This window comes from Empedobacter sp. UBA7620, assembly GCF_002484185.1.
GTDB classification, from domain to species: domain Bacteria; phylum Bacteroidota; class Bacteroidia; order Flavobacteriales; family Weeksellaceae; genus Empedobacter; species Empedobacter falsenii_C.
Genome location: NZ_DLJI01000049.1, coordinates 66,831 through 86,717 on the forward strand (window position 1 = coordinate 66,831; position 19,887 = coordinate 86,717).

Here is a 19,887-nt window from a genome sequence, read left to right on the forward strand (position 1 = left end):
TTGTGCCATGTATATCACCGAATATCTATCGAATGAGATAAAACCAGGGAAAGTTAATTCTTCTCCAAGTCAGCTTTTAGAAGTTGTGCAAGAGAATAAATTGACGCATTTACCTTTGTTTAAAGGGTTGGATTTTGTTGGAAATATCTCGGAAGAAGATTTGATTGAATTATCAATTGATGATAAAAAAGTAGATTATACTTCGTATTTGGAGAGTTTTTATCTTTCTGAATCGAGTACGCTTTTAGATGCAATTCAGATGATGTACACGAATCAGGCGAATATCTTACCAATTATTAACGAACAATCGCGCTATGTTGGTTTTATTACGGAAACGGATATTATCTACACATTTGCAAATTTTCCTTTTGTCGCTGCGCTAGGTGTTTCGATGCTAGTTTCGATTGCGGAAAAAGATTTGTCGATGACTGCGATTTCTAATATTATTGAAGTGAATAACGGAAAAATTTTGGGAATGATGATTGTTGGGAATAAGGAGGATAGCGTTTATGTTTTGCTGAAATTTAGTTCATCGAACTTGTTGACAATTGGTGAAACATTTGAGCGTTATGGATATCAAGTGATTCAAAAATTTTATAACGACGAAAAACAAGAACTTCTGCAAAGTCGTTATGCACAATTGTTAAAATACATGAATACCTAATGATAAAAGTTGCACTTTTTGGACAAAAAACAAGTACGTCTTTAACGGATATTATTCCACCATTTATTAATTATTTAGTTCAGAACGAAATTGCTTTTTGTGTTGAGCAAAATTTTCTTCAAATCTTAAAAGAAACAACTGATTTTGATACTGATAATGTAGAAACCTATACTTCTCATGATGATTTAGACAAATCGGTCAAGTTTTTATTCAGTTTTGGTGGAGACGGAACAATCTTATCAGCAACTACAATTGTTAGGGATTCTAATATTCCAATTATTGGAGTAAATACTGGACGTTTAGGCTTTTTAGCAACAATCAATAAAAGTGTATTGTTGGAGCAAATGGATAGTTTTTTCAATGATGATTATAACATTATTCCACGAACTTTATTAACAGTGAAAAGAAGTGATGGTGTAGAAATTGAAAATAATTTTGCGATAAACGAAGTAACTGTAGTTCGCCGTGAAACAACTAGTATGATTACAGTTGATGCTTATTTGAACAATGAATTTCTAAATTCTTTTTGGTCTGATGGATTGATTATTTCTACGCCAACAGGCTCTACAGGATATTCGTTGAGTTGTGGTGGACCAATTGTTCATCCGTCCAATCAAAATTTTGTTATTACACCTGTTGCGCCACATAATCTAAATGTGCGTCCTTTAATTGTGTCAGAAAACGAAAAAATTGACTTAAAAATACGTAGTAGAGCTAATGAATACTTCCTTTCGTTGGATTCTCGTAACTTTCCTTTAACAACTGACGTCGAATTGACGATACAAAAAGCTGACTTCAAAATCTTAATCGTTGAAGCTATTGACGCGACTTATTTCACAACTTTGAGAGAAAAAATGCTTTGGGGTTCAGATAAAAGGAATTAAAATTTACAATAAAACTTCTTAATTTTTGTTAAATCAGTTACGTTGAATTGACTTTTGTTTATATTTGTTCGAATTTAAAAGAAGATAAAAAGCAAAAGCCGAAAAAATAACACAACTTATGAGGAGATTATTTTTGTTTGTTTTTATACTATGTTTTTCGCAATTAACTTTTGCGCAAAGACATGAACTCGGAATTTTTGCTGGTGGAGCAAATGTGATTGGAGATATTGGTAAAGCCAATTATATCAATCCGTTTCCTACAAGAGTAGAGAAAGGTGGAAGTTTATATTTGCCTATTTCTATTGGAGGACTTTATCGTTTTAATATAAATCCACAAATGGGTTTTAGAGCAAATATTTCTTACTCTAAAGTCGGAGCTGGAGATCATACAGCTAAAGAATATTATAAAATACAACGTAACAAAACGTTCAAAAATAATATTGTAGAAGGATCATTGATGTTTGAGTATAATTTCTTTAATATCAATGATGATCAAGAAAAAGCGCAATCACCTTATATTTTTGTAGGAGTTGGAGCTTTTTCGGCAAAAGGAAAAGAATATGATTACGATGGAACAAACAACGTAATTATCGAAAAAACAAAATATAATACCGATTTAACAATTCCTTTTGGAGTTGGATATAAAGTAAGATTCAATTACAATTGGATTTTATCTTTTGAAACAGGTGTTCGTTATACAAATGTTGATTATATAGATTACAACAAAGGAAAATTTACTCAAAATTTTACTGATGCTGTAGCTGATGGAGTTATACCCTCGGAGGAATATAATAAACGAATATATGGTAACACATCAAACAAAGATTGGTACGTATTATCAGGAATTACCTTAACGTACAGTTTTGGTCGACCTGCTTGTTATTGTGATTAAAAAGAATGGAAATTAGTTTAGTAGAACAAATAGATAAAAACAATATACCTAATCACGTTGCAATCATTATGGATGGTAACGGAAGATGGGCTAAGAAGAACGGTAAAGAAAGAACTTTTGGACACAAAAGTGCTTTGGGAGCTGTACGATCTTCAATCGAGACTTGTCGAAAATTAGGTATAAAACATCTTACACTTTACGCATTTTCTACTGAAAATTGGAACCGTCCAAAATTAGAAGTCAATGTTTTAATGACTTTATTAAGTTCTGCAATTAAGGACGAAATAAATGAATTACACAAAAATGGAGTTCGCTTGAATGTGATTGGAGATTTATCAAAATTACCAAAAAAAGCATTCAAAGATTTGACTCAAGCAATGGAAAAAACGAAAGACAACACAGATTGTGTTTTGACATTAGCATTAAGTTATGGTTCGAAAGAAGAACTATTACAAGCGATGAAGTCTATTGCGCAAAAATATAAAGACGGAGAAATATCCGACAATGATTTTAATGAAGAATTAGTTCATCAAAACTTATATACACACGATTTACCTATGGTAGATCTTATGATTAGAACAAGTGGCGAAACCAGAATTAGTAATTTCTTGTTGTGGCAAATTGCTTACGCAGAATTATATTTTACAGAGGTTTTGTGGCCTGATTTTAACGAGGAAGAATTTTATAAAGCAATTTTAAATTACCAAAATCGAGAACGTAGATTTGGTAAGATAAGCGAGCAACTAACGAACTAATCGAACTGAAATAGAGGATTATGAAGAAAATTTTTTGGACAATGTGTATGCTTGGTGCTTACATGGCACAGGCGCAAGTCGTAGACTCTACGAAAACCATTGATTCAACACAACAAGATAATTTTGTCTTAGATTATACCAATGCACGAACTTTCAAACTGAAAGATATCGTTGTAACAGGAGATTCTAAATATTCTAAGAATCAAATTATCCGTTATGCAGGTTTTGCTATCGGTGAGGAGATAGAATTACCAGGTACGAAGGTAAATAATGCTGTAAAAAAATTATGGAGATCTAATATTTTCTCTGACATCGACTTGTATGTAGATAAAATAGAAGGTAACGAAGTAACATTAGAGCTTGCCTTGGTTTCAGTTCCTAGTTTAGGAGAAATTAAGATTAACGGCGTGAAAAAATCGCAACGCGAAGATTTAATCAAACAAAATAAATTAAATCCAGGTGTTAAGATTACGCAAAGTTTAATCAATACAACAAATAATAAAATCAAAGATTATTATACTGGAAAAGGTTATCCTAACACAACAATTAATGTAGAACGTCAGCCAATTGTTGGTAAAGAAGATGAAGAAAACATTACATTAAATGTGAATCGTGGAGAGCGTGTGAAGATTAAGAAAATCATTTTCGAAGGAAATGAAAACTTAACTGCTGCTCGTTTACGTAAAAAAGGGATGAAAAATACCAAACAGAAATCTATCAATATCTTCAAGTCATCTAAAATGATTCCTGAAAAATTCCAGGAAGATTTAAAAACATTGGTTGAAGAGTACAAATCTGTTGGTTTTAGAGATGCTAAAGTTGAGTCATACAATATCGAAAAAGTTGATGATAAAAACTTATTGGTTAAGATTAAAGTTAACGAAGGAAAACCATATTTCTTAGGAGATGTAACGTTTTCTGGAAACTCAATTTATACCTCTGAACAATTACAACGAATTTTTGGTTACAAAACAGGAGATCGTTATGACGCAGTAGGTATCAACAAAAAGATTTCTGGATCAGAAAAAGACGATGATATTTCTACACTATATATGGATAGAGGGTATTTGTTTGCTCGTGCTATTCCTGTAGAAAAAAGTGTGAAAAATGATACAATCGATCTTGAAATTAAAGTTTTCGAAGGTACACAAGCTACACTTAACAAAGTAACGATTAATGGGAATACAGAAGCACACGATCATATTTTATATCGTGAGTTAAGAACTAAACCAGGAGATTTATTCTCTAAATCGGACATTAAACGTACGATGATGGAGTTAGCTTCTTTAGGATATTTAGAGCCAACGCAAATTGTTCCAGACATTCAACCAAATCAAGATAATAATACAGTTGATGTAGAGTGGAAAGTTGCGCCAAAATCATCTTCTCAAGTAGAATTACAAGGAGGATATGGTGCAGGTACTTTCATTGGTACATTAGGATTAACTTTCGGGAATTTCTCATTGAAGAATTTTTTCAATAAAAAAGCTTGGAAACCGATTCCAATGGGAGATGGACAACAATTATCATTAAGAGCACAAGCTGGTAACGGATATAAAAATTATAGTTTATCATTTGTTGAACCTTGGATTGGAGGAAAACGCCCTACAGCTTTATCAACATCTTTTTATTATTCACAATACGATTACCGCGATAATTATGGAATAAAATCGAAATTGGATATCTTAGGAGCATCAGTTGGTTTAACAAAGTTATTAACTTGGCCAGATGATTATTTCCGTTTATCAAACTCAATTTCTTATCAGTTATATAACTTCGATAATTATGCGATGACTGTTGGTAATTTGAACTATGAGAATGGTTCGTCAAACAACTTGAACTATACATTAGGTTTAACACGTAATTCAGCTGGGCCAGATCCTATTTTCCCACAATCAGGATCAGAAATTAGTTTATCGTTTACGACAACATTTCCTTATTCAGCTTTTAATAATAAAGACTATACAAACATGTCTGATGTAGAAAAATTCAAATGGTTAGAGTATTATAAATTCAAAGCTAAAGCATATTTCTACAAAGAATTAACTGGTAAATTAGTTTTAAAAGCTGGTGGAGAATTTGGAGTTTTAGGAACATATAACCGTAAAATTGGAACAATTCCTTTCGAACGTTTTTACTTAGGAGGAACAGGTCTTACACAAAACCGTTTCGATGGACGTGAGATTATTTCATTAAGAGGTTACGAAGATGCAACAAACTCTGGTGGACAAACAGGAGATATTACGCCAGAAGGAGGTGGAACAATTTATAATAAATATTCGTTAGAATTGCGTTATCCAATCACAATGAGCCAAACAGCTAAGATTTATGCATTAACTTTTGCAGAAGGAGGTAACGTTTGGAACAATACAAGTGAATTTAAACCGTTTGAATTAAAACGTTCTGCTGGTGCAGGTGTTCGTATTTATATGCCAGCATTTGGTTTGTTAGGATTTGATTTCGGATACGGATTTGATAAAGGATTTAACCAAACAGAACGCTCTGGATGGCAAACTCACTTTATTATTGGACAACAATTCTAATAAATTGATTAAATTTGCTTAGAACGTTTTGGCATAATTTTAGAATTAACACATCACAAATATGAAAAAATGGATTAGCTTTATAGCGTTGTTCTTTGGATTAGCAAGTTTCTCTTTCGCGCAAAGGTTTTGTTATGTAGACAGTCAGTATATTTTAGAAAATTTACCAGAATATACATCGTCTCAAAGCAAATTAAAATCTCAAACAGAATCTTGGCAAAAAGAAATTGAGCAAAAACAAGAAAATTTAGCTAAATTACAAGCCGAATTCGAAGCCGAAAAGATTTTGTTAACGGCAGAACAGGTGAAAGAGCAAGAGAAAAAGCTAGCTGATGAAGTAGCGGCTGTAAGAATTTTGCAAGACAAACGTTATGGACCAAATGGTGATTTAGTGAATCTGAGAAGATCAATGGTAAAGCCTTTACAAGATCAAATCTATAATGCGACAAAAGAAGTTGCAGATAAAAGAGGTTATGGTTTCGTATTTGATAAAGGAAGTGATTTAATCATGATTTATACAGATCCAAAGTTTGACATAAGTAGAGAAGTATTAATGACTTTAAGACCAGAATTGAAACCAAATAATTCAAAAACATCAACTTCTGGAAATAATAAAACTAGTAATAGTAGCAATAAAACAAGAAAATAAATTTTAAAAAACAAATTAGACTAGAAATGAAACAAATTAGATTGATAGCAGTATTTACAATGATGGTTTTCGGAAGCGTTTTATCTTTCGCTCAAGAAATTGCACATATTGATACGCAAGCAGTAATTGAATCAATGCCAGCATACAAAAAAGCTGAAGCAGACTTAGAAGCATTAGGAAAAGGTCACCAAACTAAAATTGAAGCTTTACAAGCAGAATATAAGGCTTTTATGGAAAAAGCACAAAAAGATTTAGCTGGTAAATCTCAAGAAGAAGCTCAAAAATTAATTGCAGCGAACAAATACCAAGAAAAAGAGCAAGAAATGCAAAAGAAATATGAAAATTATGCAAAAGCTGCTCAAGATGAAATGCAAGCAAAAGAGAAAGCTTTAATGGATCCAATCGAGAAAAGAGTAATGGATGCAATTAATGCTGCTGCTGCTAAAAAAGGAGTTAAATATGTTTTACCTGCAGGTGTTTTAGTTTACAAAGCTGGAGGATACGACTTATTAAACGATGTTAAAAAAGAATTAGGATTATAATTTTAAGAATTATTAATATCTTCAAGCCACTATTTTAGTGGCTTTTTTTATATATGAAAAGAATTTTAGTTACCGGAGCGAATGGTCAGTTAGGTCAATCAATCTTAGAGCAATCAAAAAACTACAAGGAAATTGAATGTTTTTTTGTTACTCGAAATGAATTAGATATTACGAACGAAGAATTAATAAATCATTATTTCGAAGATAAATCATTTGATTTTGTTGTTAATTGTGCAGCTTATACAGCAGTTGATAAAGCAGAAGATGATCAAGAGAATGCTTATTTAGTAAACGCAAAAGCAACAGAATTTTTAGCAAAAATTACGAATGAGAAAGGAATTCCATTTATTCATGTTTCGACCGATTATGTGTTTGATGGAACTGAAGCTATTCCTCGTTTAGAAACTGATCAAACCAATCCAATTGGTGTGTATGGTCAAACAAAATTAGATGGAGAGAATTTAGCGTTAGAAAACAATCCTAAAACGATTATTTTGCGCACAGCTTGGGTTTATTCTCGATTTGGAAATAACTTCGTTAAAACGATGCTTAGATTGTTTAATGACAAAGATTCTATCTTTGTTGTAGCAGATCAAATTGGTTCACCAACAAATGCAATAGATTTAGCTGATGCAATCTTAACGATTATTTCGAAAGATGATTTAACGTATGGAATTTTTAATTATTCGAATGAAGGAGAATGTTCTTGGTTTGAATTTGCTCAAAAAATTAAAGAATTTTCTAATTCAACAATCGAAATTAATCCTGTTCCAACTTCAGATTATCCAACAAAAGCGAAGCGTCCTGCGTACAGTTTATTGGATAAATCAAAAATAAAAGAAGTGTATCAACTTGATATTCTGACTTGGGAAGATAGTTTGAAAGAAGAATTGAAACATCTGATTTAGTTTCAATTTTAATAATATAAAAAAGCTCGAGAATTTCTCGAGCTTTTTATTTATCTGAAAGATTATTAATTAATCTAAAATCTCAAAACGAGTATAAGGTTGCAATGCTTTCGGAATTTTTACTGTTCCATCCGCTTGCTGGTGATTCTCTAAAATTGACGCTAAAATACGTGGTAAAGCCAAAGCAGAACCATTTAAACTATGCGCTAATTGCGTTCCGTTTTCATCTTTGTAACGTAATTTCAAACGATTCGCTTGGAATGTCTCAAAATTAGAAACAGAAGAAACTTCTAGCCACTTTTCTTGCGCCTCAGAGAAAACTTCGAAATCGTATGTAATTGCAGATGTAAAACCTGTATCTCCACCACAAAGTCTTAAAATACGGTATGGTAATTCTAAATCTTCTAAAATTCCTTTTACGTGCTCAATCATTCCGTCTAAAGCAGCATAAGAATTTTCTGGTTTTTCAATACGCACAATCTCAACTTTCTCAAATTGGTGCAAACGATTCAAACCTCTTACATCTTTTCCATAAGAACCCGCTTCACGACGGAAACAAGGCGAATATGCAGTCAGCGTAATTGGTAAATCTTCTGCTTTTACAATCGTATCACGGTAAATATTTGTTACAGGAACTTCCGCAGTAGGGATCAAGTACAAATCATCTTCTCCAATATAATACATTTGCCCTTCTTTGTCTGGTAACTGTCCAGTTCCATAACCAGAAGCCTCATTTACAACAAAAGGAGGAACAATTTCTGTATAACCAGCATCAGAATTTTTATCTAAGAAAAATTGCGTTAAAGCACGTTGCAAACGAGCACCTTTTCCTTTGTAAACAGGGAAACCAGCTCCAGTGATTTTAACACCTAATTCAAAATCAATGATGTCAAATTTCTTAGCAACTTCCCAGTGTGGCAAATTGTTTGGTTTTGCAGTTGCATCACCGTGTTCAAAAACGATTTCATTATCATCAGCATCTTTTCCTGCCTTTACGATTTCGTTCGGAATATTCGGAATTTGATACAAAATATCTTTAACGGATGTTTCGTAAGACGATAATAAATCTTGTAACTCTTTTGATTGAGTTTTTAAATCAACCGTTTTGTTTTTTAATTCATTAGCCTCTTCCGATCTTCCATCTTTAAACAAATTACCAATTTCTTTTGCTAATTTGTTGGATTCAGCTAATACATTATCTAATTCAAATTGTGTTTTACGACGAAGTTCATCCACATTTAAAACTTCATCAACAAGATCTAATTGTTTGAAGTTACGTTTTTTAAGTCCTTCAATTACACGATCTTTGTTTTCTTGAATGTAAGAAACTACTAGCATACTTTTATTAAATTTATACAAATGTATAAATAATTAATTTTTTAGAATAAAGATTAAATGATTTAGTATCAAAAATTAATCAAAATCTATTTATTTTTAAATTTTACTGTCTTTATTAGATAAATAATTGATATAATGTTTTTTACAAATGATATTCAAAAATTGTAAAATATTTTATAATTAATTAATAATTAATGTATTAAACTTTATTTATTGAGAATTTATTAATACAACTATATTACATTGATTTTACATGCTGTTGTTTGCATTTCGAAATACATTTGTCAAAGAAAATTAATCGAAAATTATTAATAATTAAAACAATAAAACAATGAAAAAATTTTTCGCAGTAGTTGCAGTAGCAGCTTTATCTTTAGGAGCAGTATCTTGTGGTGAGAAAAAAGCAGAAGAAGCACCAGCTAACGTTGATTCAGCAGCAGTAACAGTTGATTCAGCAGCAGCAGTAGTTGATTCAGCAGCAGCAGTAGTTGATTCAGCAGCAGCTAAAGTTGATTCAGCAGCAACTAAAGTTGAAGGTGCAGCTAAAGAAGTAGCTCCAGCTACTGAAGCTCCAGCAAAATAATTTGAAATAACATTCAGATCATATAAAGAAACCACTTATTAGATAAGTGGTTTTTTTTTATGCTGTTTTGCGATGTAAATAGCGCGTTAACTTGATTGATAAATCTAAAAGTATAATTTTAGAATTACCATTTCGCTCGATATGATACGACGCTTCATTAATTTCATTTAAAATATCTTCGATATTTGCTCCATGTATAAAAGGCGCAAAACCTTGCCATTTAAAGCCTTCTGCATTGATTTGCAAGAAAACTAGATCATCAGATTGATACGTTTTTAACAAAGCTTGACGAAAAATCTCTGAACAATAGTTCAAAAAATCTTTTTGTTCACTTCTCGACCAACTTGCAATTTGATTTGACCAATCAATCAAATCCTTTAAAACGGTTGGAGTTTTGGCTGCCATAAATGCTTTTCGAACCCAAGTCACAAAATATTTATCAAATAAATACTCATCATCATTCAACTGATGCAACGCTTCTCGTACATTTCCTTGTGATAAAAAAGCAATATGTTGCGCTTTTTCTGGATTAATATTTTTCTTTTCAACTAGATAATTCTTAATATCCGATTGCGATAAACGTGGGATTTTGACTAATTGACAACGAGAAGTAATGGTTTGTAAAATTAAATCCTCGCGCTCTGTTACCAATAAAAACAGTGTTTTTTGAGGTGGTTCTTCAATTATTTTCAACAATTTATTGGCTGCAGCAGTTGTCATTTCTTCTGCTTGCCAAATAATCATGATTTTGAAACCGCCTTCGTAACTGTTTAGCGCTAATGTTTTAACAATTTCATCTGCTTCATCAACAGGGATAACGCCTTGTTTTTTTTCAATTCCGAGATGAGACATCCAATCGGTTAGATTTCCATAGACATTTTCGTCTACAAAAGATCTCCAATGGTTTAATAAATACTTAGCAAGTGGCTTTTTTACACTTTCTGTTGCTGAATAAGGAAAAGAAAAATGTAAATCTGGATGTTGTAATTTATCAACTTTTAGATTGCATTGTTCGTTATTCAAACCACACAAAACCTCACGTGCATAAGCAATAGCCAAAGCCAAAGTTCCTGAACCTTCTGGGCCAGAAAATAGCTGCGCATGACTTATACGACCATCTTTTATAGATTGTTGAAGTTTGTTTTTAATCTCCTGTTGTCCAATTACATTTTCCCAAAGCATAGTCCAAAGTTACTATTTTTATTTTTCAGAATTTATCAAACTTTTTAATCGATTGATTTCATCTAAATTAGCAATTCCAGAATCGTCAATCATCGCTGACGAATGAAAATAAGTTGCATTTGTAAATGAATCAATTTCTTCAATATTTGTAGAGCGCAAACCACCTCCAGGCATAATTGTGATTTTATTTTCTGCTTTTTTGACAAGATTTTTTAATTCACGTTTTCCGTAATTAACATCACTATCCAAGCCAGAAGTTAAGATTGTTTTGAATCCTAAATCAATCACTGTTTGAAGTGAATCTTCGGCATCAGAAGTTCTGTCAAAAGCACGATGAAAAGTACATGGAAAAGGTTTTGAAAGTTCAACTAATTCTTGATTTCGTTCAAAATCAATTTCGTTATCTTCATTCAAAATTCCAAAAACAAAACCATCAATTCTAAAATTTTTAATCATGATAATTTCAGATTTCATTTGTTCAAATTCTTCATCAGAATAACAAAAATCTCCACCACGAGGGCGAATCATCACCATAATATCTTTGTCTGTTTCTTTTCGCAATGTTTTGATATCTTCAAAATCTGGTGTAATTCCACCTGTTGAAGCATCGGCGCATAATTCTATTCTATCTGCATTTGATTTTGTTGCAATTAAAGCTGATTCTAAATTAAAGCAAGCGATTTCTAATTTTTTCATTTTGTAATAGATTTTCCGTCAATTAAATGATTTCCAGTTTCATCATAAACCGCAAAGTTAAAGCCTGGATGAATACAATACGAACCATATTCACCTTGTTTATTAATCGCAATAAAACCAACTTGAATCGCCGATAAATCTTTTTTGCGCGATTTTGTTAACTTAATGATTCGATGAACAGCCTCCTTGCACGAATTTTCTGGCGAATAACCTTGACGCATCAACTCTACAACCAAATGACTTCCCGCAATACGAATTACTTCTTCGCCGTGTCCAGTCGCGGTCGCTGCGCCAATTTCATTATCGACATATAAACCAGCGCCGATAATTGGCGAATCACCAACACGACCGTGCATTTTGTACGCCATTCCGCTCGTAGTACAAGCTCCAGAAAGATTTCCGTGCGCATCTAAAGCAATCATTCCGATTGTATCATGATTTTCGATATTGATTGGCATCTGATAATTGGTATTTTTCAACCATTCTTTCCATTCTTGTTCGGAAACATCAGTCAATAAATTCTCTTTTTTGAAACCTTTTTCCAACGCAAATTGAAGCGCACCATTTCCAACCAACATGACATGTGGCGTATCTTCCATCACTTTTCTAGCGACAGAAATCGGATGTTTGATATATTCTAAAGCAGCAACAGAACCGATATTCGCTTGATCGTCCATAATACAGGCGTCCAACGTTACTTTTCCATCACGATCAGGACGTCCACCGTAACCAACACTTCGTTCATTTGGATCTGCCTCCACCAATTTTACTCCTTGTTCTACTGCGTCTAAAGCAGTTCCATTTTTACCTAAAATTTTCCAAGCTTCAGCATTAGCTTCAAGTCCAAAACGCCATGTAGAAAGAACAATTGGCTTATTGATTTTTGTTGAAGTAGCTGATTTTATAGATTTAGTTTGTGCACTAAGATCAAGTTTTGTTGTACCTAAAAGCAAGCCTAATGCACCTAAATTTTTTATAAAATTTCTTCTATTATTCATATGTTAATCGATTTCAAATTATGAATCTAACAAATATAATTCATATAATTGTATAACAGTTTATCTGATACTCAAAACACTAAAAACTTATGAGAACAATTTTACTATCTGTTTTTTGGATAATGATTTCAAGTATTTCATTTGCTCAAAAAAATGATTATACACAATATGTAAATCCTTTTATTGGAACCGGCGGTCACGGGCATACTTTTCCTGGCGCGACTTTGCCTTATGGAATGGTTCAGCTTTCGCCAGATACGCGTGTTGATGGAAGTTGGGACGGTTGTAGTGGATATCATTATTCAGATGATTTTATTTATGGTTTTTCGCATACGCATCTTAACGGAACAGGAGTTTCTGATTATGGCGATATTATGTTGATGCCAACGCTTAATCAAAAAGGATTTAATCAAACGGATTATGGCTCAAAATTTTCGAATAAAAATGAAAAAGCAACAGCCGGATATTATCAAGTTTTATTAGATAAATACAATATCAATGTTCGATTAACTACGACAACTCGCGTTGGTTTGCATGAATATACTTTTAATAAAGCTGGTGATGCAAATATCATTTTAGATCTTAATCATCGTGATAAATTAGTAGACGGAGAAGTGAAAATTGTAGACGCTAAAACGCTTTATGTCTACAGAAATTCGGAAGAATGGGCGAAAAATCAAAAGATTTTTGCGAAAATAGAATTTAATGTTCCGTTGAAATTAACTTCTTCAAAAGACGGAAATATTACATCTAAAACATTCAAAGGAAATGAAATTGCCTTGGCTTTTGGGAAAAAAGTAAAGAAAGGTGAGAAGATTTTGGTAAAAGTTACCTTGTCTACAACTGGATATAATGGAACGGATGTTAATAGTAAAGAGTTAACAACATTTGATTTTACAAAAACGAAAGCTGCTGCTGAAAAAGCTTGGAACAAAGAATTATCTAAGATTGAAGTAAAATCTTCAGACAAAAATAAGCTAACAATTTTTTATACCGCGATGTATCACACGATGATGCAACCAAATATTTCGCAAGATCTGAATGGAAATTATCGTGGAATGGACGATCAAATTCATCTGGCAAATAATTTCGATTATTATTCGGTTTTTTCACTTTGGGATACTTTTCGTGCTGCGCATCCTTTGTATACGTTGATTGAGAATAGAAGAACGATCGATTTTATTAACACATTTATCAAGCATTACGAACAAGGCGGACGTTTGCCAGTTTGGGAATTAGCGAGCAATGAAACCGATTGTATGATTGGTTATCACTCGGTTTCTGTGATTGCAGATGCGATGGTAAAAGGTTTCAAAGGCTTTGAATATGAGAAAGCTTATGAAGCAGCAAAACATTCGGCAATGTTAGATCATTTGGGATTGAAAGCCTACAAACAGAATGGATTTATTTCGATTGATGATGAACACGAGTCAGTTTCAAAAACGTTAGAATATGCATACGATGATTGGTGTATTGCACAAATGGCATTGATTTTAAATAAACAAGACGATTATAATTACTTCATTGAGCGTTCTCAATATTGGAAAAATTTATTTAATCATGAGACAAAATTTATTCAGCCAAAGAAAAATGGAGGTTGGCTAAAGCCTTTTGATCCGCGTGAAGTTAATAACAATTACACAGAAGCAAATGGTTGGCAATACACATTTTTCGCTCCGCAAGATATCAATGGAATGATTGATATTTATGGAGGAAAAGATGGTTTTGAGGCAAAATTGGATGAATTATTTAATGCGCCATCAGAAACTACAGGTCGTGAACAAGTGGATGTTACGGGACTTATTGGGCAATATGCGCAAGGAAATGAGCCGAGTCATCACGTAGCTTTTTTGTACAATTACATTGATAAACCTGAAAAAACGAAAGAATTAGTCCATAAAATTTTGGACGAACATTATAAAAATTCGCCAGATGGATTAATTGGTAATGAAGATTGCGGACAGATGAGTGCGTGGTATGTTTTGGCTTCGATGGGAATTTACAGTGTTACGCCAGGTTCTGGAATGTGGACGACGGTTGAGCCGTATTTTGATGAAATCAAGATTAATTTAGAAGATGGAACGAAGCGTGTAATCACGAAAAATAATTATAAAGAAAATCAATTTTTAGGATTTGAATTCTTGAAAGATAGAGAGATTAAACCTATTTCTGAAAGTGAAAAAATTATAACGGTTCCAGTTTTGGTTGCTGAAGATAGATCATTTCAAAATAAAATGAATGTCGAAGTAAAATCTTCTGAACCTGATGCAAAAATTTATGTTTCGGTGAATGGTAAAAAAGCTGAAATCTATAAAAAGCCAATTTCAATCAAAGAAACAACTACAATTTCTTCTTTTGTGGAAGTGAATGAAAAGAAAAGTAAAACGATTTCTGGAACGTTTACTAAGAAACCAAATGATTATACAATTCAGCTTAATTCTACCTACACACCGCAATATCATGCAGGTGGACCACAAGGTTTATTGGACGGAATTGTTGGTGATAGTAATTGGAAAAAAGGGGATTGGCAAGGATATTATGATCAAAATTTTGAAGCAATTGTTGACATGAAAAAAGTGAAATCAGTTTCTTCAATCGCTATGAATTTCTTACAAGATTCTCGTTCTTGGATTGTCTTACCGACAAAATTAGAAGTCTATACATCTAAGGATAATCAGAATTTTAAATTAGTTGGAATGTTAGAAAAACAAGTTGATACATTTGATAATAACGTTTTTTCTGATTCATGGAAAGTTCAGTTCAAAACAGAAAAAGCACGTTATATCAAAGTAAAAGCAACAAATTATGGTGCATTTCCAAAAGGTCATTTAGCAGAACCTTTTCAAGGGAAATCCTATATTTTCGTTGATGAAATAACAATCAAATAAGATAATATTCAAATTTATAAAAAGAGGTAAATCAATACGATTTGCCTCTTTTTTCGTAACTTTATATTCGAAATTGAAGAAAATGCAAACAGAAATTTTAAACAAAACATTACAAAATCGTTCTATCAATCCGACTGCGATGAGATTGTTGGTCTTGGATAAATTGATGAATGCAGAAGTTGCGCTGAGCTTGGCTGATTTAGAAATTGAAATGGATCAGGCAGATCGAGTAACAATTTATAGAACCTTAAAAACTTTCGAAGAAAATAAATTAATTCATTCAATCGAGGACGGAACGGGCTCTAAAAAATATGCGCTTTGCGAGTCGAGTTGCAAATGTACGCCCGAATTTACACATGCTCATTTTCATTGTAATAATTGTAATCAAACGTTTTGTTTGCGAAATATTCATGTGCCAGAAATCAATCTACCCAAAAATTTCAAGGCGGAACAATCTTCATTTATTCTGATAGGAATTTGCGATCAATGTAAATCCTAAACTTTGCAACCAGATTGCAGCAATAACTTTATAATTTTGAAATATAAATTTTTGAATTATGTCTAAAGCTTGTTGTAGTACGTCAAATGACAAACATAAAGATACTCATGATCATAATCACGAAGGTCATGACCACGAACACAATAATAGTAAAATTTTATTAGGTGCCAGTTTAGCTATTTTCTTTGCCGGAATTTTTGTTCAATATGTTTTAAAACCAACTTGGTTTGTTGATAATCAAACTATTCGTTTGATATGGTTTGGCATTTCTTATATTTTAGTAGCATTTCCTGTTTGGGGAGAAGCGTTTAAATTAGCAAAAAAAATAGATTTCTTCAATGAATTTTCGTTGATGGGAATTGCGACTTTAGGTGCTTTCATTATTGGCGAATATCCAGAAGGTGTAGCGGTAATGTTGTTTTATACAATTGGCGAAATGTTTCAGGAAGCGGCGGTTAATAAGGCAAAAGGAAATATTAAAGCCTTATTAGATGTTCGTCCAGATACAGCGCATGTTTTACGAAATGGTAATTTCGAAACAATAAAACCACAAGATGTGGCAATTGGAGAAACAATTCAGGTAAAAGTTGGGGAAAAAGTTCCGTTAGATGGAATTATGATTTCAGATAAAGGAAGTTTTAATACTGCGGCTTTGACAGGAGAAAGTAAACCTTCAACGTATAAAACTGGAGAAACTGCTTTGGCAGGAATGTTAAATCTTGAAAATGTAATCGAAATTCAAACGACTAAAAAATTTGAAGATAGTTCGATTACAAAAATTTTACAAATGGTTCAAGATGCAGCTTCTCGCAAAGCTCCAACTGAATTATTTATCCGAAAATTTGCAAAAATATATACGCCAATTGTTTTCTTTTTAGCGGCTGCTTTGGTGATTATTCCTTATTTCTTTGTTGATAATTACGATTTTAATGATTGGTTATACAGAGGTTTAGTTTTCTTGGTTGTTTCTTGTCCTTGTGCATTAGTAATTTCGGTTCCATTGGGTTATTTCGGAGGAATTGGGGCAGCTTCACGCAACGGAATTTTAGTAAAAGGTTCTAACTTTTTAGATTTAATGGCGAAAGTAAACACAGTTGTGATGGATAAAACAGGAACAATGACGGAAGGGGTTTTCGAAGTTCAAAAAATTGAAACTAATCTTCCTGAAAACGATTTTTTAAATCTTGTTTCGGCTTTAGAAAAACAATCTACGCATCCAATTGCGAAAGCGATTGTGGCAAGTCATCCATCAGAATTGAAAGCGATAGAAGTGGAAGAAATTTCTGGAAAAGGTTTGAAAGGAAAAGTTGATGGAAAAATAGTTTTAGCTGGAAATACTAAATTATTAGATCATTTCTCGATTCAGTATCCACAAGAAATTCATGATATTGTAGAAAGCATTGTGGTAGTCGCGGTTGATAATAAATATGCTGGATATATTACGATTGCCGATAAAATTAAGGAAGATGCGCAACAAGCAATTCAGAAAATGAAGGCTTTGGGTGTTTCGAAAACGATTATGTTGAGTGGTGATAAAAATACCATTACGCAGAAAGTTGCGAAAGAAGTTGGTGTTGATGAAGCTTTTGGTGGATTGTTACCAGAAGGAAAAGTAGAGAAAGTTGAAGCATTGAAAAAAGATCAAAATCAAGTGGTGGCTTTTGTTGGAGATGGAATCAATGATGCACCTGTTTTAGCTCTTTCTGATGTTGGAATTGCGATGGGTGGACTTGGTAGTGATGCTGCGATAGAAACTGCAGATGTTGTAATCCAAACCGATCAACCTTCTAAAATAGCAACGGCGATAAAAATTGGTCGTGAAACAAAAAAGATTGTGATACAGAATATCATTTTAGCAATGGGCGTTAAAATAATCGTGCTTTTCCTTGGTGCAGAAGGAATCGCCAATATGTGGGAAGCTGTTTTTGCTGATGTTGGGGTTGCTTTATTAGCAATTTTGAATGCGGTACGAATTCAACGAATGAAATTTTAGATAAAAAATAAAGCGATCAATTGATCGCTTATTTTTTTATGTATAAATCTTTCATCAAATCTAAATCAACCTTTAAAATATCAGTTAAATAATTTTCGACTGAACCAAAATTCTTATTAATCGCTTCATAAGAACTTTCTAAATATTCAGGTAAAACATCAATTAGATATTTATAATTTGGATCGATTTTTAAGATGTGAGCATATTTTTGTTCCAAAAAGATATTAGAAGCCAAATAATCATCCATAATTGTATCTAAATCGACTTTCAAAGCAGATAAAATCATTGCTGTTGCAAATCCAGTTCGATCTTTTCCAGCTGTACAATGAAATAAAATTGGCGTTCTATTTTTGTGTTGAATAATATCAAAAAAGCTTTTGTATTGCGTTTGACACGTCTTATCTAAAACAAAATCCTCGTAAATTTTGCACATAAATTCTTTCGGATTTGAAATTCCAGCTTTGAATTGTTTCACTAAATTTTCGAAATGTCCAGAAGAAATATCCAAATGAACTTCGTGATTACAACTATTTGGAATGTGATCTTGATTTTTTAAACGTTCGTAAGTCGTGCGTAAATCAATAATTGTTCGAATTGGAAAATCGTTTAAAATCTCCAAGTCATCATCTGTCAAATTTGCTAAATCATCAGATCGAATTAACAATCCTTTTCTAATGACTTCATTTTTTGTGTTAATTATTCCACCTAAATCTCTGCAATTAAATCCGCCTTCAAGTGGAAGAGTTCTTTGTTCGAGCGAGATTTCGCAAAAAGTATTTTCCATTTTCTGTTCGTTTTTTAGGTTATTTTTTGATATGTAAAAGTTAAGGCTAATTATTTAGTTATCATATTAAAATGATATTAAAAAAAGTATAACTTTTTACTTTAACATTTTATTATTTTTATTCAATCTAAATTTATTTTATATTCGCATAGAATTAGAATAAATCTAAATAATCTGATGGGAGATAAAGTGAAAATTGCGAAGGAGAAGTTCATCTTAAAAAAGAAAGAATTTGTGACACCACATCTTATTCGCGTTCATTTGGAGAATGATGATGTTTCTTTTTTTAAGGATACAACGTTGGGCGGAACATGTAAATTACTTTTTCCACCGCTTGGAATCCGTGATATTCACTACGCTGAGTATGATGAAGAAAATCAAAAATGGATTTCGCCATCAGAAAAATTTAAACCAGTTTCTCGTACCTATACGTTGCGTGATATTGATGCAAAAAACAATGTGATTGTGATTGATATTGCAAATCATGGATTGAACGGTCCAGGATCGCGTTGGGCAAATGAGGCGAAAGTTGGAGATATGATTGGGGTTTCGATGAAGTCGAAAAAGAAAGACTTGGCTCCAAAAACAGATTTCATTTTCTTAGCTGCAGATTTAACAGGTTTGCCTGTAATTTCGGCAATTATAGAGTCTCTTCCTGCTAAAACAAACGGAATTGTTTGTGTGGAAGTGCCAACAGAAGATGATATTCACCAAATTGAAACAAAAGCAAATTTAGAATTTAAATGGATTGTGAATCAAAATGTAGGAAGTGGAACAGCTTTATATAGTTTGACGAAAAATCAGCAATTTCCGAAACGCAAAGATGGAAAACGTTTTGCTTATGTTGCGGGAGAATCTAAATCTGTAAAGGAAATAAAATCATTTTTTAAAGATGATTTAGAATGGAAAAAAGACGAATTTTATTGTACATCGCATTGGAAAGCTGGAAAAGCAGAGAGAAATGCATTAGAAAATTGTCACGATAAAATAGAACAAGAATTGTTGGTAAGAGTTTTCTAAAAACAAGAGGGATATTTAATCAAAAGCTTCATCAGAAATGGTGAAGCTTTTTTTGATTATATAAGAATT

Annotated in this window: 18 protein-coding genes; 12 read left to right on the forward strand and 6 right to left on the reverse strand. The window is 32.5% G+C overall.

The genetic code is table 11. From position 1 onward, the window contains the following. The first annotated feature begins 7 nt into the window (after positions 1-7). The 8 genes from B2217_RS12385 to rfbD all read left to right on the forward strand — a co-directional run bounded on the left by B2217_RS12385 (position 8) and on the right by rfbD (position 7,837). Positions 8-664: an HPP family protein gene (locus tag B2217_RS12385; protein WP_180905647.1), complete on the forward strand. Its 657-nt coding sequence runs from the start codon at positions 8-10 to the stop codon at positions 662-664. After that, on the forward strand, positions 664-1,548 hold the full coding sequence (locus B2217_RS12390; protein ID WP_180905648.1) for an NAD kinase: 885 nt from the start codon (positions 664-666) through the stop codon (positions 1,546-1,548). The genes B2217_RS12385 and B2217_RS12390 overlap by 1 nt, the downstream gene beginning before the upstream one ends. Before the next feature lie 118 nt (positions 1,549-1,666). After that, positions 1,667-2,440, forward strand: coding sequence for a DUF6089 family protein (locus tag B2217_RS12395; RefSeq protein WP_280045866.1), 774 nt, complete (start codon positions 1,667-1,669; stop codon positions 2,438-2,440). An 11-nt stretch (positions 2,441-2,451) separates the two neighbouring features. Next, on the forward strand, positions 2,452-3,195 hold the full coding sequence (locus B2217_RS12400) for an isoprenyl transferase (protein WP_280045951.1): 744 nt from the start codon (positions 2,452-2,454) through the stop codon (positions 3,193-3,195). A gap of 20 nt (positions 3,196-3,215) precedes the next feature. Beyond that, positions 3,216-5,738 (forward strand): outer membrane protein assembly factor BamA, encoded by a 2,523-nt coding sequence (gene bamA / locus B2217_RS12405; protein ID WP_291122710.1) that lies wholly within the window; start codon positions 3,216-3,218, stop codon positions 5,736-5,738. Positions 5,739-5,799: 61 nt separating this feature from the next. Further along, positions 5,800-6,387: an OmpH family outer membrane protein gene (locus B2217_RS12410; protein WP_180905650.1), complete on the forward strand. Its 588-nt coding sequence runs from the start codon at positions 5,800-5,802 to the stop codon at positions 6,385-6,387. A gap of 26 nt (positions 6,388-6,413) precedes the next feature. After that, positions 6,414-6,929: an OmpH family outer membrane protein gene (locus tag B2217_RS12415; protein WP_180905651.1), complete on the forward strand. Its 516-nt coding sequence runs from the start codon at positions 6,414-6,416 to the stop codon at positions 6,927-6,929. 53 nt (positions 6,930-6,982) lie between these two features. Beyond that, positions 6,983-7,837 (forward strand): dTDP-4-dehydrorhamnose reductase, encoded by an 855-nt coding sequence (gene rfbD / locus B2217_RS12420; protein ID WP_280045864.1) that lies wholly within the window; start codon positions 6,983-6,985, stop codon positions 7,835-7,837. 69 nt (positions 7,838-7,906) lie between these two features. Here rfbD and serS read toward each other — a convergent pair whose 3' ends face one another. The 5 genes from serS to B2217_RS12445 form a co-directional block, all read right to left on the reverse strand. Continuing rightward, on the reverse strand, positions 7,907-9,175 hold the full coding sequence (gene serS / locus B2217_RS12425) for a serine--tRNA ligase (protein WP_114998371.1): 1,269 nt from the start codon (positions 9,173-9,175) through the stop codon (positions 7,907-7,909). A gap of 315 nt (positions 9,176-9,490) precedes the next feature. After that, the gene (locus B2217_RS12430) at positions 9,491-9,793 is read right to left on the reverse strand and encodes a hypothetical protein (protein ID WP_180905654.1); all 303 of its coding nucleotides are present in this window, start codon (positions 9,791-9,793) and stop codon (positions 9,491-9,493) included. Between the two features lie 22 nt (positions 9,794-9,815). Continuing rightward, complete coding sequence (locus B2217_RS12435) at positions 9,816-10,940, reverse strand: ATP-binding protein (RefSeq protein WP_280045863.1); 1,125 nt, start codon at positions 10,938-10,940, stop codon at positions 9,816-9,818. Positions 10,941-10,958: 18 nt separating this feature from the next. Beyond that, a complete protein-coding gene (locus B2217_RS12440) occupies positions 10,959-11,636 on the reverse strand; it encodes a copper homeostasis protein CutC (protein ID WP_280045862.1) in 678 nt (225 codons plus the stop codon). Next, positions 11,633-12,634, reverse strand: coding sequence for an isoaspartyl peptidase/L-asparaginase family protein (locus B2217_RS12445; RefSeq protein ID WP_280045861.1), 1,002 nt, complete (start codon positions 12,632-12,634; stop codon positions 11,633-11,635). The genes B2217_RS12440 and B2217_RS12445 overlap by 4 nt, the downstream gene beginning before the upstream one ends. 89 nt (positions 12,635-12,723) lie before the next feature. On the opposite strand from B2217_RS12445, the gene B2217_RS12450 reads away from it, so the two are divergent. From B2217_RS12450 to B2217_RS12460, 3 genes are all read left to right on the forward strand, one after another. Beyond that, the gene (locus tag B2217_RS12450) at positions 12,724-15,522 is read left to right on the forward strand and encodes a GH92 family glycosyl hydrolase (protein WP_291122713.1); all 2,799 of its coding nucleotides are present in this window, start codon (positions 12,724-12,726) and stop codon (positions 15,520-15,522) included. An 82-nt stretch (positions 15,523-15,604) separates the two neighbouring features. After that, entirely contained in the window at positions 15,605-16,021 is a 417-nt protein-coding gene (locus tag B2217_RS12455) for a Fur family transcriptional regulator (RefSeq protein WP_291122715.1), read from the forward strand. 58 nt (positions 16,022-16,079) lie between these two features. Beyond that, positions 16,080-18,014: a heavy metal translocating P-type ATPase gene (locus B2217_RS12460; RefSeq protein ID WP_291122717.1), complete on the forward strand. Its 1,935-nt coding sequence runs from the start codon at positions 16,080-16,082 to the stop codon at positions 18,012-18,014. 28 nt (positions 18,015-18,042) lie between these two features. Here B2217_RS12460 and B2217_RS12465 read toward each other — a convergent pair whose 3' ends face one another. After that, positions 18,043-18,798, reverse strand: a complete 756-nt coding sequence (locus B2217_RS12465; protein ID WP_114998358.1) for a tyrosine-protein phosphatase — start codon at positions 18,796-18,798, stop codon at positions 18,043-18,045. 177 nt (positions 18,799-18,975) lie between these two features. Between B2217_RS12465 and B2217_RS12470 the strand changes: the two genes are divergently transcribed. Then, a complete protein-coding gene (locus tag B2217_RS12470; protein WP_038334795.1) occupies positions 18,976-19,818 on the forward strand; it encodes a siderophore-interacting protein in 843 nt (280 codons plus the stop codon). The last annotated feature ends 69 nt before the right edge of the window (positions 19,819-19,887 follow it).

Coding starts and splice junctions, on each gene's coding strand:
- B2217_RS12385 (WP_180905647.1), top strand. CDS start 8: ATGTATATCACCGAATATCTATCGAATGAGATAAAACCAGGGAAAGTT.
- B2217_RS12435 (WP_280045863.1), bottom strand. CDS start 10,940: ATGCTTTGGGAAAATGTAATTGGACAACAGGAGATTAAAAACAAACTT.
- B2217_RS12390 (WP_180905648.1), top strand. CDS start 664: ATGATAAAAGTTGCACTTTTTGGACAAAAAACAAGTACGTCTTTAACG.
- B2217_RS12445 (WP_280045861.1), bottom strand. CDS start 12,634: ATGAATAATAGAAGAAATTTTATAAAAAATTTAGGTGCATTAGGCTTG.
- B2217_RS12465 (WP_114998358.1), bottom strand. CDS start 18,798: ATGGAAAATACTTTTTGCGAAATCTCGCTCGAACAAAGAACTCTTCCA.
- B2217_RS12395 (WP_280045866.1), top strand. CDS start 1,667: ATGAGGAGATTATTTTTGTTTGTTTTTATACTATGTTTTTCGCAATTA.
- B2217_RS12440 (WP_280045862.1), bottom strand. CDS start 11,636: ATGAAAAAATTAGAAATCGCTTGCTTTAATTTAGAATCAGCTTTAATT.
- B2217_RS12455 (WP_291122715.1), top strand. CDS start 15,605: ATGCAAACAGAAATTTTAAACAAAACATTACAAAATCGTTCTATCAAT.
- B2217_RS12450 (WP_291122713.1), top strand. CDS start 12,724: ATGAGAACAATTTTACTATCTGTTTTTTGGATAATGATTTCAAGTATT.
- rfbD (WP_280045864.1), top strand. CDS start 6,983: ATGAAAAGAATTTTAGTTACCGGAGCGAATGGTCAGTTAGGTCAATCA.
- B2217_RS12460 (WP_291122717.1), top strand. CDS start 16,080: ATGTCTAAAGCTTGTTGTAGTACGTCAAATGACAAACATAAAGATACT.
- bamA (WP_291122710.1), top strand. CDS start 3,216: ATGAAGAAAATTTTTTGGACAATGTGTATGCTTGGTGCTTACATGGCA.
- B2217_RS12470 (WP_038334795.1), top strand. CDS start 18,976: ATGGGAGATAAAGTGAAAATTGCGAAGGAGAAGTTCATCTTAAAAAAG.
- B2217_RS12410 (WP_180905650.1), top strand. CDS start 5,800: ATGAAAAAATGGATTAGCTTTATAGCGTTGTTCTTTGGATTAGCAAGT.
- B2217_RS12415 (WP_180905651.1), top strand. CDS start 6,414: ATGAAACAAATTAGATTGATAGCAGTATTTACAATGATGGTTTTCGGA.
- serS (WP_114998371.1), bottom strand. CDS start 9,175: ATGCTAGTAGTTTCTTACATTCAAGAAAACAAAGATCGTGTAATTGAA.